The organism is Yersinia sp. FDAARGOS_228, from assembly GCF_002073315.2.
GTDB classification, from domain to species: domain Bacteria; phylum Pseudomonadota; class Gammaproteobacteria; order Enterobacterales; family Enterobacteriaceae; genus Yersinia; species Yersinia intermedia.
On record NZ_CP020409.2, the window covers coordinates 3,395,283 to 3,410,075 of the forward strand.

Consider the following 14,793-nt stretch of genomic DNA (forward strand, 5'->3'; position numbering starts at 1 on the left):
GACAGTAACCCAACAGGCGGTTATCATTATTCAGCCAGTTATGGTTGGGCAATGGAGTTGAAAATGGTTAGCTCGCTTTATGTCGTGTTGGGCGCACTGTTATTGATAAAGCTTTCATTTGATGTGGTTAAATTGAGAAACCAGTACCGGGTCGCTTATGGCGACGGCGGCTTTTATGAATTACAAACTGCCATCCGAGTACATGGGAACGCCGTAGAATATATCCCTATTGCTGTTATTTTACTCATTATGATGGAGATGAACGGTGCTGAAACGTGGATGATCCATATCTGTGGATTAATGCTGATAATTGGCCGTCTGCTGCATTATTATGGCTTGCGCCATCGTGAAATTCGCTGGCGTCGCTCCGGGATGAGTGCCACCTACGTTTCGTTGGTATTAATGGTTATTGCTAATATTTACTATTTGCCTTGGGATCAGGTTTTCAGTCTGACCTGATCTGAATTGTCGCTTGATCCGTTACGAGAGTGACATCGCCGCAACACCGTTAGTTTGGGCGGCTGACTACCGCCTTCATGCCCATCTGCTCCCGTCACTCGTATTATCGCGCTGATCTACACAGATTTCTGTTATAATATGCGCCTTAAATTTCTTGTTAATGCCAATGACAGTCATGCCAAATCGCGACACTCAATCTCAAAACGACACACAGCGCCATCCGTCTGAGGCGATAGAGCCACAGCGTGACAGCCTGTTTGCAGCCCCTATTGCCCAGTTAGGTGACTGGACCTTCGACGAAAAGGTCGCTGAAGTATTTCCCGATATGATCCAGCGATCGGTCCCAGGTTACTCCAATATTATTTCGATGATAGGCATGTTGGCGCAACGTTTTGTGCAGCCTAACAGCCAGATTTATGATCTCGGCTGCTCGCTGGGTGCGGCAACACTGTCAATGCGCCGTAATATTAAGGCTGAGGGCTGCAAAATTATTGCCGTGGATAATTCGCCAGCAATGGTTGAACGTTGCCGCCGCCATCTGGATGCTTTCCGGGCGGAAACGCCGGTGGACGTCATAGAATCCGATATTCTGGATATTCAGCTAGAAAATGCCTCCATGGTGGTGCTGAACTTCACACTGCAATTCCTTGAACCCGCAGATCGCCAGCGGCTACTTAATCAAGTGTACCAAGGGTTACGCCCAGGAGGTGCCTTGGTATTATCCGAAAAATTCAATTTTGAAGATAACGATATTGGTGAATTGCTGTTCAATATGCACCTCGATTTTAAGCGCGCCAATGGCTACAGCGAACTGGAAATCAGTCAGAAACGCAGCATGCTGGAGAACGTCATGTTAACCGACTCGGTTGAAACCCATAAACAACGCTTGCATCAGGCGGGTTTTGAACACGCAGAAGTCTGGTTCCAATGCTTTAACTTTGGCTCGTTGATCGCGCTGAAAGCAGGAGAGGCGCAATGATTGAATTTGGCGATTTTTACCGGCTGATTGCCAAAGGCCCATTAAGTCCATGGTTAGATATCCTGCCCGCGCAGCTCAGTGCCTGGCAGCGGGAGTCGTTACACGGTAAGTTTAAAACTTGGTTTAACGCGGTAGAGCATTTGCCGTTACTTACACCGACCACATTGGATTTACGTGACGGTGTGCGAGCTGAGATGTCGCCCCCCCTTTCAGCCGGCCAGCGGGAAGGGATGGAGAATATGTTGCGCACTTTGATGCCGTGGCGCAAAGGCCCATTCTCTCTCTATGGGCTGGATATTGATACCGAGTGGCGTTCTGACTGGAAATGGCAACGCGTGTTACCCCATATCAGCCCACTGGCTGGTCGTAGCATTTTGGATGTCGGCTGCGGTAGTGGTTATCATTTGTGGCGCATGATTGGTGAAGGTGCCCACCTGGCTGTTGGCATCGACCCAATGCAACTGTTTTTATGCCAGTTCGAAGCTATTCGTAAACTGTTGGGGGGGGATCAGCGAGCGCATGTACTGCCGCTGGGTATTGAACAACTGCCGGAGCTGGCAGCTTTTGATACTGTGTTCTCAATGGGGGTGCTGTATCACCGCCGCTCACCTTTGGACCACCTTTATCAGCTCAAAAATCAGTTGGTCAACGACGGCGAACTGGTACTTGAGACCTTAGTCGTTGAAGGTGATAGCCAGCAGGTATTAGTCCCCGGTGACCGATATGCCCAGATGCGCAACGTTTATTTCATTCCATCAGCACCGGCATTAAAAGCCTGGCTGGAAAAGTGCGGGTTTGTCGATGTCAGGATCGCTGATATGGCGCTGACCACCACCGATGAACAGCGCCGAACCGGCTGGATGACCAGCGAATCGTTAGCCGAATTCCTTGACCCACATGACCCAAGCAAAACGGTAGAAGGCTACCCTGCCCCTCTCAGAGCAGTATTAATCGCGCGTAAGCCATAATAAAACCGCCCCCGATTTAATCAGCCGGGGGCGGTGTACAACCGGTGAGCCAAGTACGCAGGATCTAGGCGCTTTGCGAAAGAGGTGCGCCCATCACTAACAGACTCTTCATCGCTTCCACAACGTCACCATCAACACAATAATGGGCAAACTCATCAGCATCGCTGTCGGCACACATTGTGACGCCCGCTTTGCGATATCTCATGGTCGATGGGGCAGCCCGCCCGGCAGAGCTGTGCAGCTCACGGATACCGGCATCGATAAACTTCTGCATATTCGTCAAGCGGACTCCCGCACCAGCCATAATCACCGGCCCGGAATCCTGGGTTGCAGCAAGCAAGTCCTTTAATAATGCCAGTCCCAGTTCAGCATTTGGCTGCTGGCCCGAAGTCAGAATTCGAGCCACTCTCAGGTCGGCCAATTGTTGTAAGGCAGTCATGGGGTTCTGGCACATATCAAATGCCCGGTGGAAAGTGACCGCCAACGGGCCGCTGATGGACATTATCTCCCGCATCCGTGGCATATCAATGTGGCCATCTTCATCCAGTACGCCAACCACTACCCCCGCAAATCCCATATCACGGATTCGCGCGATATCATTCTTGATGATTGCAAAGTCATTATTGCTATAACAGAAATCGCCACCCCGTGGTCTTACGATAGGATGCACCGGAATAGTGACGGTTTCATTGGCTTGCATTAACATGCCAATGCTAGGTGTTAACCCCCCTTCGGACTGACCGCAGCATAATTCAATCCGGTCGGCTCCTGCCTTTTCTGCTATCTGCGCGCAATCAACGCTATAGCAACAAATTTCCAATATAGTCATTCTCTCTCCCGTTTGACGAACGCCACAGCGACAGTATCTATACCCTGCTGAGTTGCGGGCATATTAATAAGAATTAAATAATTCATCTATTGAATGAATAAATAGCCAAACCTCTCTCGAACTAAAACACAAACTAATAAATCATACTTAAGTGTTTACTATGGCACTCATTTTGAATCTATGAGTAGATGTCAGTCACAGTGATAACCATAAGTGAAAGTCGCTATCGAAATAAATAACCCATTCACGTTAATCATTACGCTCACTGGCCACAATCTGGCGCAACGTATAGGGATGAAACTTAATAGTTATCTCACCATCACTCACCGCCAGTGTCGGGTTGGCTAAGCGCTCATGTTCCCCTTGTGGAGAACTGAATTTCTCGCTAATACCCTCCGGCAATGTGGCTGGCAATAAAGCACGGGCACGTGACCTCAAGGTATCTGGAGAGCCAGGCAGGACTAGCTCGATATGCTCCCATCCCTGATGCGGGTAATGGGTTTTCCCCGGATAGGGCAGTTCAACGCAATCTATCAACCATGGCCCGACCACCAGTGGTTGAGCCAGATCAAACAGGCAAATGACTCGGTCATTAATGAGTGTCTCGGACATCAAATCACCACAATGGGCTAAGCCAGTGCGCCAACGTTGCGCGGTTTCGGTTTGGTGGCAACGCAGCGAAATATGGTCAGCGCTAAACTGCATTAAATCCAAATTCAATCTGGCGGCGAAGTTAGCCAATTTTTGCTCAAAATAGGGCAGGTCAGTTAATAAGTCCTGTAGCTCAACAATATCTTTCAGGCTGCGCATTCGGATCTCCTTTTGAATTGTTATTGCGTGCAGTAACGCGGCCATAATCTACCGTTATTACCGCTTATCAGCCATATTTAATCTAACCGTTCTGTTATTTCACATCCGCCATTGCTAATAAAATAACCGGTTAATCTATTTAGCCATGAGATTCACCACAACCATTGGCCTGATGCTGACGCCGAGGGTCAAATATGGTATAAATCCTGCCATATTGTGACTAACCATCCACCAAGCCACTCTGCCGCCCGTCAGTCTTTTGCGGTGCAAGGCTCTGGCTTTGTTTGAATTAACTGGCACAGAGATTCTCTTGTGCGTCATTAATCTGTCTTTTGTGCGTAATTAAGGTAACCCGGTGAATATTCAGGCTCTTCTCTCAGATAAAGTCAGCCAGGCGCTGATTGCAGCAGGTGCTCCAGCAGACAGCGAAGCTCAGGTTCGCCAATCTGCTAAAGCTCAATTTGGCGATTATCAAGCTAATGGCGTAATGGCCGTTGCCAAAAAACTTGGCATGCAACCGAGGCAGTTGGCGGAAAAAGTCATCGAGCTGCTTGATCTTTCAGGCATTGCCAGCAAAGTTGAGATTGCCGGCCCCGGTTTTATCAATATTTTTCTGGACCGCCAATGGGTTGCAGAAAAAGTAGAACATGCGCTGACGGCACCGAAACTCGGTGTCGCACCGGTAGAACCGCAAACTATCGTGGTTGACTACTCGGCACCCAACGTGGCTAAACAGATGCATGTTGGGCACCTGCGTTCGACCATCATCGGTGACGCAGCGGTGCGCACCTTAGAGTTCCTGGGCCACAATGTTATTCGCGCTAACCACGTGGGTGACTGGGGTACCCAATTCGGCATGTTGATAGCCTATTTGGAAAAAATGCAGAATGAAAATGCCAGTGATATGGGCTTATCGGATCTGGAGCTTTTCTATCAGCAAGCCAAAAAAACCTATGACGAAGATGAAGAGTTTGCCCAACGCGCCCGCGCCTATGTGGTAAAACTGCAAGGTGGTGACGAGTATTGCCGTCAGATGTGGCGCAAGTTGGTGGATATCACCATGGCGCAAAACCAGATTGCCTACGATCGGTTAAATGTCACACTGACCAAAGATGATGTGATGGGTGAAAGCCTGTATAACGCCATGTTGCCGGGTATTGTTGCTGATCTGAAAGCCAAAGGGCTGGCGGTGGAAAGCGAAGGGGCAACGGTGGTGTATCTGGATGAATATAAAAATAAAGATGGTGAGCCAATGGGTGTCATCATTCAGAAAAAGGATGGCGGTTACCTCTACACCACCACTGATATCGCTTGTGCCAAATATCGCTATGAAACCTTGGGCGCAGACCGCGTGCTGTATTACATCGATACCCGTCAGCACCAGCATCTGATGCAGGCCTGGACTATCGTTCGTAAAGCCGGTTATGTTCCTGAGTCAGTGCCCCTTGAGCACCATATGTTTGGCATGATGCTGGGTAAAGACGGTAAACCGTTTAAGACGCGCTCAGGCGGTACAGTGAAGCTTGCCGATTTACTGGATGAAGCTATTGAGCGTGCTGGTAAATTGATTGCCGAGAAAAACCCCGATATGCCCGCAGATGAGCTGAAGCAGGTGGTGGACGCCGTTGGTATTGGTGCAGTGAAATATGCCGACTTGTCTAAGAGCCGCACCACTGACTATATCTTCGACTGGGATAACATGCTGGCACTGGACGGTAACACGGCGCCTTATATGCAATATGCTTATACCCGCGTGGTTTCAGTCTTTAAACGTGCCGGTATTGATGAAAGCAACCTGACATTGCCATTGGTTATCACTGAAGACCGTGAGGCGGCACTAGCTACCCGCCTGTTGCAATTTGAAGAGATCATCACCACGGTGGCCCGTGAAGGCACACCACATGTGATGTGTTCATACCTGTATGATTTAGCAGGCTTGTTCTCCAGCTTCTACGAACACTGCCAGATCCTGAATGCAGAAAGTGAAGAAATCCGACAAAGCCGCCTGAAACTGGCGATGCTAACAGCAAAAACACTGAAACAAGGTCTGGATACTTTAGGTATTCAAACGGTAGAACGGATGTAATTGGTGGCGACATCAACTCACTTTCGCCCTGCCAAATACAGGGTGAAAGTGAGTCGTATCTCAGTGAAAAAGGCACCTTCTGGTGCCTTTGTTATAATACGAGCCAACAAACTAAATCACCGACCGCTAATTACTCTCAGGGACGTCAGGCATAATATACTCACCGCTTGAATAATTAAAAATTCCGCCCTGAACATTGTTATCCTTGTTAGTATTATAGGGGGTGCGTATCAGTAATTTTTTCCCTGAAGCTGAATCAGAGATAGTGCCTCGGGCAACACCCAGTATAGTAGATGCAAGATTAAATCCACCACCACCTTGATGATAGCTATTACTTATATTCCCAACGTGCAGTTCTTTGATATTAGCAATAACTTTATTCTCCGTGTTATTTATTTGAGCGGCTATCAATGTCGTTTTTCCTAGCACCTTAATATCAGCCATTTTTTGCGCAAAAATGCCTGACACATGATCGATGGCATCATTTTTAACTATATTGACATCTAAATTAGCATGACCGGCTAATCCTGCAGGGCCGGTTAATCCCGATTTAAATTTATCGCCAAGAAAACGGGCCGTCTTATCTGCAAGGTTTTGTGATTGAGTTTTGCTTGATAGTGGCGGCAATGCTACAGTTTGCTTATCTTTGCTAAAACTAACCCCTCCCATGGTATCTTTGGGTGGAAATCTTTTATTATACGCCGCACCTGTCTTGTTAATCCCTCTGGTTAATATATCCTTAATCTGCCCCTCAAAACGCTTGGTGCCGATTTTCGATATATTGCTGACCACACTGCTACTTTTATCATTTGTATGACTCAGGGCAAAATTGACCAATACCTTAGTGATATCTTGTTTATCTTTCTGGCTTTCTATATGGAGATCACCGCCAACATCAACCAGTGCGATATCAGTCGAGACATCAGCACCGACCATGCGGGTATCTTTATGACTTTTGAGTGTGAAAGTGTCCGTCTTTATATGGGTGTTTTGGTGCTCAACGATATCTTGCTTATCGATACCCACTTTTATTCCTGCACCAGTATAATGGCTTTTACTACCACTACTTTTGTCAATAAGACCATCGCTATCTTTATTAAATTTACTGGTTAGCACTAAGTCGGCGTTAATATCAAAGTTCCAATTGTCTTTTGGTAAAATAGTTAACGCAGACTCCATAAATATGCCTCCTTTATTGGCACTGACATCTACTTTTTTTGCATCAACCTGTAGCCCTTGAGTATAAATAGCCTGATTATCATCGCTACCCGCTTGTAATGAAAGCACCCCGGCACTGTATATTTTCATTCCTTTACGGACCACTTGGGATTCATTGACTTTATCTGCATTACCATCACCGCCAATGAAACCCATTTTGCTGCTATCAGTCACAGAAGCGGAGACCTTGCCCCCAACTCTGATATTCCCACCGGCTTTAAGACCATTATTAGCACTGTCTGACAGCGAGGCCCCTAATATTAATTTTTGGCCTGCCATCATCTGAACATTGCCAACCTTGGCTTTTTCATTACCTATTTCAGTCCCGATGAGAGTAATGTTAGCAGCGTCAAAAATGACATCATGCCGTGCATTAATTTGACTCACTTTTGCATTAGACTCATGATCATCATTCTTTTGGTAACCTCCCCCCAAATCAAGGCGTAACTCTTTAGACCCCATACCACCGCCCAGTGTTAACTTGCCTTTCCCATGAGTGCCTGTGGCGTTATTACTGCGGCTATCAATGACCTGATCAAAATATATATCCCCACCAGATTTAATATGCCCCCCTCCTTGCTCAGAAGAGAACTCAGTCGCTTGATAATAAGCATTGCCGATTGTTTTAATCAGAATATGACTACCCGCCTTAATAGATGAGGGTAACAACATGCTACTAGCATTATTTTTTTAGACGTCTCGGCTGCACCCGATAATACAACTTTTATATCTTTACCCGTCATGGTTGATACCCGAATCGCGCCCTCACCTTTCTCACCATCAACCTCTGACTGACTTGAATTTATTGCTGCATGACTGAAATGATGGCCTGCATCCAAACTAAACAGCCCGCCTTCCTTATTAAGACCCTTGGCATGATACTGCGTCCCATCATCGATGATATTTTCTCTTGCCAGTAAAGTAATATCTGCAGCGGCTATTTCAGTTACTGAAGCCAATGAACTGAGACCTGATTTAGTCGTCTTACCACCACTGGCATAGATATCTACACCAGCATTAGGATCTGAAATTCCTTTGATACTCCCTGTGCCCCCCAAATGATGAAGCACATTCGCCGGGTCCTTTATGATTTTTTCTATTTGCCGGGTATATTTACTGTAATTAATATTAAAACCTAACCCCGATTTAATTTCTTTCTCTGTACTGTTACTGATGGTTTTATCATTGCTTGCCATATGATAGATATTTTTTGCACTTTCATGATATTCCCCATTAACCTGATGCTGAGCACCTTGATGAGTTATATCCTCTCCAGCGGTAATTAACATGTTACCATTGATGTCAGTCTTTGAGGCAATACTGGTGTTGGTCATCTTATGGTGTTCATAATAACTATATTTACCCTCAACACCACTACCAAACATATCTATTCCACCATCATAATGTGCACCGCCAGAGTAAATCGTGCGTTCTTTATCCGTCAGATGGTAATCAATCGCCGCCAGAAATTGAACTCCCTCTTTAGCCGACAACGCTAAATCCCCCTGATTTATTTTTATCGCAGTACCGTAAAACCTAATGTTTTTATCTGCATTAATATTAATTTTATTTGCCGTTAATGTAGCGAAATGACTCTTTGTCTTACTATTTTTTTCTTTGTTATTAACATGTTTAATTTCAAATCCTGCCCGAAATTGCTTATCTTTCTGTTTGTTAGCAAACCATTCCCAGCTAAGGCGACTATTTTCTTCATCACTCTGCTGTTGTTGGCGAGCTGCTGTGACAACAAAATTACCCTTGGCATCAACGCCTAATGCCCCGCCAGTATTAACCAGTGCACCATCAATAAAGACATTATTTGAGTCTAAAGCAACGCTGCCCCCAGATATTATTTCAGTATCAACAAAACGCTCATTGCTGTTTTCCTTATTGCTAGAATCAGTAATGATATTAAATGCACCACCGGTTTTTTTGTCATGATATTCGGTTATTTTATTAAGCACCCCCGCCAAAATCAGATCGCCTGCTGCTTTAATCGACGTGTCATTTAACGCATTAACTTTACTAGCAACAATAGAAACATTTTCTTTGGCGTTGATATAAACATTGCCGCCAGATAATTCTGACGGCTTATGGATATAAGTATGTTTTTTATCTAAATCTTTTTCACTGCCACCTAACGCGTCCCATTGAGTAAAGCCCGTATAATTCACTTTGGAATCTTCAATTTTTTGTGGATTCACACTAATATTATTGCCACTATTTAACTTAAGATGCCCCCCCCCATCGACATTAACTTTCACGCCAGCAACATTGATGTCTCGCCCAGCCTTCAACTCAGTATTTCCATTAGCATATATGTTTGCTTTACCTAAATTCTCAAATGTAATCAATTCTCTTTTATTGCCATTTTTTAGATCCGAACCAAAACTCTTCATTACAACCAATTTATCAGTCGTTTCCTTGCCAATATTCCCGCTGATAAGTAAATCACGACTTGCATCCAATTTTACCCCATCAAAACTTCGCAGAGTCGCCCCTTTTATAACCAAATCACCATCAGTAGCCTCAATATTTAAACTACTGTCACCGAGTATTACACTCTCGTCAAATTTCTTCACACTTTGAGTATACTCGGTGATTTTATCACCAAGACCATCACCCTGTTTGTCTGAATCTATAATGGTTTTCTTTTCGCGTGCTGAACCTTCTATTATTACTGTAGAACCTTTGACCAATATGTCACTTGCTCTAATTTGAACACTGGTTAGTTGGGTTTTATCGCTAGCGATAATATTGACATCACCGCCGTCCACAGAAATAGTTTTAACTACTTGATTCGGTTCTTGTAAGGTTGAAGAGTCTTTAGCCATGATTACATTCTTGGCGTGTAGATCAATAGTCCCTCCCTTTACCACATCGCTTTGTAGCCAGATAGTGCCTGCTGCATTTATATTTAATTCCTCCTGAGCCGTGATATCGCCCCTCAACGCCACACCACTCCCTTTACGGGTATCGATGAGTTGAATACGATTTGCCGCAATACTGCCAAGGTAATATCCGTCAATCATCGTCTTGCTGGCGTCACCAGCATCAGAGTCGAGCACTACATTTTGGCTAGAAACCGTGTTTTGCCCAACAATAACATTTATATCCTTAGTTGCCCGAATATCACTGTGAGCATCGAGAGTCGGGGTGATTAACGTCAATACAGTCGCCAGATCGGCGGCTGCGGTGTTCTTTATTGTCATTCTTTGTGTATTATTTGAAGTATCAAATTGCTGTAATACCCCGTCATTCACCACAGACTGTCCCACCACCATGGTTACCTGATTGAAATTAGGGTCAAAGCTACAGCCATCACAACTAATACCATTCGGATTTGCCAGAATGTAGTCAGCGGCCATACCAACAACTTGCTGTTGCCCCAGTAACAGCGAGGCATTACGACCAACCACCTCATTTAGAATCAAGCTGGCGGCTTTGTCTTGCAGATTAGGGTTGGCACTGAGTTGCCCCGCATTTGAATTAATACTTTCCAATGAGTTATTAAATACCATACCTTCATGACCCACACTGAACTCCTCATACTGATTGTGAGACATTCCCGATTCCGAAGGTGGGGTGATATCAATCACGGTCACACCATTAGTGGCAACATGAATATCAGGACTATGTGCCCCCGCTGTTGCTGCCAGACTCGACTCCGCTGCGTGAATAACAGAGATAGGCGTTAGCATCATCGCCAATAGAACGGTTAATTTACCTGCTGGCGAAAGTTTAAATTCTTTTTTCCCCATGAATTATTATCCTTATTAATCAGTTTTGTATTAAAATTAAAATGCGTAACTTAGCCGTCCTAATATCTGGATGGGTTCTTTACGAGTTGAACGTTCTGATAACAGCCAACCACGACTTACCTCGGCATCAAGACTTACCTTTTTGTAGTAAAGCCCGACACCGGCACTCAAGCCAGCACTGCTTTGCCAACCTTGTTTATTATCACGTTGCAATACTCGCCCAACATCTATGCCCACACGGGGTATAAAGGTTAAATTAGCGCTCGAGATATGTCGTGAAAGTGTATTTTTGATATACCAACCTAAGTGCCCTTTACTGGCTTCTCGGCTAAATCCGCGAATAGCATCACGTTCTGTTATGCTGAATTTCTCCGAGTTGGGCAATTGCCCATAACTATATTGCCAGGATAAAATACTGTTTAGTTGATACCGGGAATTAAGAACCATAAATCCATAATTTAAATTAAAGTTGACACCTCCTTTTGTGAATTTATTATCTATTTGAAACGCATTTTTATTACCACGAGTTTTATCATCACCAAACCATGGAATACTTCTTTCGATATAAGTATTAATATCAATTATTCTTGCTGGCTTGATGAAAAATTGGTTTAAACCAAGTTTCAGTGTAGTAAATTGATAACTACTTACCTCGATTTTCTTATCATTAAGATGGGTATTTGTTTTCTTATTTTTTAACTGCACACTGAGTGTATTTATCTTGTTCTTGCTGCGTTCAAATGTATATTCAGAGAGAAAATTAACAGCTCTTACATTCCCATGAAACTTAACCCTATTATAAGTCAGTGTTTCATAACGCCTATATTGCATTTGGTTAATAAAGGCACTGAATGTAAATGCGCCACAAGGGATTGAATAAGATATTATTGTTTCATTTTTATAGCGCACTCTCTCGTTATCTAATGTTTTATTCAGACTAACACTGATCACATCTGACAGCCCGAGTGGGCTATCCAGAGTAAAAGACATCTTTTTCTTCCACTCATCAATATTTTTATAACCATAATTATCAATTGAACCTGATAAATGCCATGGCATAGCCTGTTTGTTTTTTATCAGAATAATTGAGTTATTCTCGTTACTGCCTGGTAATATATCCAGCGTAACTTGGTTAGATTGCAATCTGTTGGCCTGGTCTATGGCTTGATCAAGTTGTGATATTTGGATGGGGTTACCCACCACGCCAGGAAATAACATGTTGTAATGTGTGCGTTTATCCCCACCGGTAATTTTTTCAACAATACCTTCGGTCACCCGCAATCCAAGCTGTCCCTGCGCATTTATGGGGATAAATCTGACACGCGCGGCAATATAGCCTTTTTTTATATACTCGTTAGTGATGTCTTTGGCCAGAGCGTTAATGTCATTATTTGTAATACAGTTGCTTTTGACATTAATGAGTCGCTCTATCTCCTTTAATGAGATAAGTGTATTTCCTTGAACAAAGAGACCTGATATTGCCAAACACTGTTTTCTTTTATCATTCCCGGTCAAATCAGTCTTATCTGCATGAGCAATATTACATGTAAAGAAAGCGATTAAAATAGATAACCGTAAAATATGCATTTATCAAATACCTTGAATACGCACTTCAACTATTTCATATACATAGAGACGAGTAAATTCACGGATAGTGAAAGGTCAATATGGACGATTTTATTTAAATTGGTGCACATGTCAGCACCTATTCAAAATACATAATGCCCTAACCCAATAAAGTACATGATAAGCTAATGAAATGATTTTTAATGATTAGTAATGCAATTAGTCGATTTAGTTGTATTTATTTAATAGAAATAAAAATTGTATTATGCAAAGCAATGAATGTAAGGTATTAAAGTATAAAAAAATCCCCAATAAATTATCGGGGCTTTCGCTAAACTATTTATTTAACATATAATTATATTTTGATTGATTGACTCAAGACGTTCTCCGGGCAAAATCCCGAATTTTAAATCCGAGTAACGCCAGCGCGGCAAAGTAGGCAATCACCCCTGCGGCAACGACAGCAGACAACCGTAACAAGCGATAGGCCATCCCCCCCACATCCCACGCAGGCATCACCCAGAGCAGCCCCAGTAACACAGCCGACATCACCACTACACCGATAACCAACTTAGTCAGGAACACAGCCCAACCCGGTTGTGGCTGGAATATTTTCTGCTTGCGTAACTGCCAATATAACAAGCTAGCATTAAGGCAGGCCCCCAAACCGATAGAGAGTGATAACCCTGCATGCTTGAGCGGCCCAATGAATATCAGGTTCATCACCTGAGTCAATATCAGTGTGATAATGGCAATTTTTACCGGTGTTTTAATGTTCTGGCGCGAGTAAAAGCCAGGAGCCAGCACTTTCACCACAATAAGCCCCATTAAACCAATGGAATAAGCCACTAACGCTCGTTGCGTCATTGCTGCATCAAAAGCACTGAATTTACCGTACTGGAACAATGACACCACCAGCGGTTTAGCTAAAATCCCTAATGCGACAGCACTGGGTAACGCCAGTAGGAAACATAAACGCAAGCCCCAATCCATCAACCTGGAGTATTCATCATGATTGCCACTGGAGAAACTTTTTGCCAGTGAGGGCAATAAAATAGTGCCTAGTGCTACACCCAGCACACCTGATGGAAACTCCATCAAACGGTCAGCGTAGTACATCCAGGAAACGGAGCCTGACACTAAAAATGAAGCAAAAATGGTATTAATAATCAAAGAAATTTGGCTGACTGACACACCAAGGATCGCCGGCCCCATTTGGCGCATAACTCGCCAGACACCAGCATCTCGCAGTGATAACCGCGGCAGCACCAACATGCCAATCTTTTTCAGATGAGGGAGTTGATAGCCTAATTGCAGCACCCCGCCAACCACCACCGCCCAGGCCAGAGCCATTACCGGTGGATTGAAGTAGGGAGCAGCAAACAGCGCAAAACCTATCATGCTGATATTAAGGAAGGTGGGTGCAAAGGCAGGAATAGAAAAACGATTCCAAGTATTAAGGATAGCCCCCACTAAAGAGGCCAGCGAAATCAGCAAGATATAGGGGAAAGTCACGCGTAGCAACGCGGAGGTTAACGCAAACTTATCCGGTGTATCAGTAAAACCAGGGGCAGTAATAAAAATCACCCAAGGTGCGGCTAACATCCCCAATACGGTTACGACGGCCAGTATCAGCGTTAACAGACCAGAGACGTAAGCAATGAAAGTCCGCGTTGCCTCTTCACCTTGCTGACTTTTATATTCAGCCAGTATGGGGACAAAAGCCTGTGAGAATGCCCCTTCAGCGAATATACGCCGCAATAAGTTAGGCAATTTAAACGCCACAAAGAAGGCATCCGTTGCCATCCCGGCACCAAAAACCCGCGCCACTATCGCATCACGGGCAAAGCCCAATACGCGGGAAAACATGGTCATGGAACTGACGGCTGCCAGTGATTTCAGTAGATTCATAGGTTGTCTGATATGGGGTTCTGATCTGTTTTCCGATCTATTTTTTAATACGTCGTAAATATCAACGCCTGCATTAGCAGGCGTTGCTTCTACCCAATTGTTGAGGTGCCAAAATTAAGGTGCCCCTGAAACGGTTTGAACACAGCCGCCAGTCTACGTATCCGGCGATGAATATCCATCGCAAGGTGTAACAAATTACTGACTTA

Annotated in this window: 10 protein-coding genes; 4 read left to right on the top strand and 6 right to left on the bottom strand. The window is 44.4% G+C overall.

The features are described 5' to 3' along the window. The first annotated feature begins 63 nt into the window (after window positions 1–63). From A6J67_RS15675 to cmoB, 3 genes are all read left to right on the top strand, one after another. Entirely contained in the window at window positions 64–459 is a 396-nt protein-coding gene (locus A6J67_RS15675; protein ID WP_032906334.1) for an MAPEG family protein, read from the top strand. A 175-nt stretch (window positions 460–634) separates the two neighbouring features. Beyond that, window positions 635–1,438, top strand: a complete 804-nt coding sequence (gene cmoA / locus A6J67_RS15680; RefSeq protein ID WP_032906332.1) for a carboxy-S-adenosyl-L-methionine synthase CmoA — start codon at window positions 635–637, stop codon at window positions 1,436–1,438. Further along, the gene (cmoB, locus tag A6J67_RS15685) at window positions 1,435–2,406 is read left to right on the top strand and encodes a tRNA 5-methoxyuridine(34)/uridine 5-oxyacetic acid(34) synthase CmoB (protein WP_050297462.1); all 972 of its coding nucleotides are present in this window, start codon (window positions 1,435–1,437) and stop codon (window positions 2,404–2,406) included. Before cmoA ends, cmoB begins: the two co-directional genes overlap by 4 nt. 64 nt (window positions 2,407–2,470) lie before the next feature. Here the strand turns inward: cmoB and cutC are convergent, their stop codons facing one another. Then, window positions 2,471–3,235: a copper homeostasis protein CutC gene (gene cutC, locus A6J67_RS15690; protein ID WP_032906326.1), complete on the bottom strand. Its 765-nt coding sequence runs from the start codon at window positions 3,233–3,235 to the stop codon at window positions 2,471–2,473. A gap of 249 nt (window positions 3,236–3,484) precedes the next feature. Then, window positions 3,485–4,045 carry a VOC family protein gene (locus A6J67_RS15695; protein ID WP_050287896.1) on the bottom strand — a complete coding sequence of 187 codons (561 nt, stop codon included), beginning with the start codon at window positions 4,043–4,045 and terminating at the stop codon, window positions 3,485–3,487. Between the two features lie 355 nt (window positions 4,046–4,400). Between A6J67_RS15695 and argS the strand changes: the two genes are divergently transcribed. Continuing rightward, window positions 4,401–6,131, top strand: a complete 1,731-nt coding sequence (argS, locus tag A6J67_RS15705) for an arginine--tRNA ligase (protein WP_042569691.1) — start codon at window positions 4,401–4,403, stop codon at window positions 6,129–6,131. A 126-nt stretch (window positions 6,132–6,257) separates the two neighbouring features. Here argS and A6J67_RS15710 read toward each other — a convergent pair whose 3' ends face one another. From A6J67_RS15710 to murJ, 4 genes are all read right to left on the bottom strand, one after another. Further along, the gene (locus A6J67_RS15710; protein ID WP_050297463.1) at window positions 6,258–8,021 is read right to left on the bottom strand and encodes a hemagglutinin repeat-containing protein; all 1,764 of its coding nucleotides are present in this window, start codon (window positions 8,019–8,021) and stop codon (window positions 6,258–6,260) included. Beyond that, a complete protein-coding gene (locus A6J67_RS15715; RefSeq protein WP_105165842.1) occupies window positions 7,979–11,110 on the bottom strand; it encodes a hemagglutinin repeat-containing protein in 3,132 nt (1,043 codons plus the stop codon). The genes A6J67_RS15710 and A6J67_RS15715 overlap by 43 nt, the downstream gene beginning before the upstream one ends. A gap of 36 nt (window positions 11,111–11,146) precedes the next feature. Continuing rightward, window positions 11,147–12,697, bottom strand: a complete 1,551-nt coding sequence (locus A6J67_RS15720) for a ShlB/FhaC/HecB family hemolysin secretion/activation protein (protein WP_050072652.1) — start codon at window positions 12,695–12,697, stop codon at window positions 11,147–11,149. 354 nt (window positions 12,698–13,051) lie between these two features. Continuing rightward, a complete protein-coding gene (murJ, locus tag A6J67_RS15725; RefSeq protein WP_005185199.1) occupies window positions 13,052–14,587 on the bottom strand; it encodes a murein biosynthesis integral membrane protein MurJ in 1,536 nt (511 codons plus the stop codon). Between the last annotated feature and the right edge of the window lie 206 nt (window positions 14,588–14,793).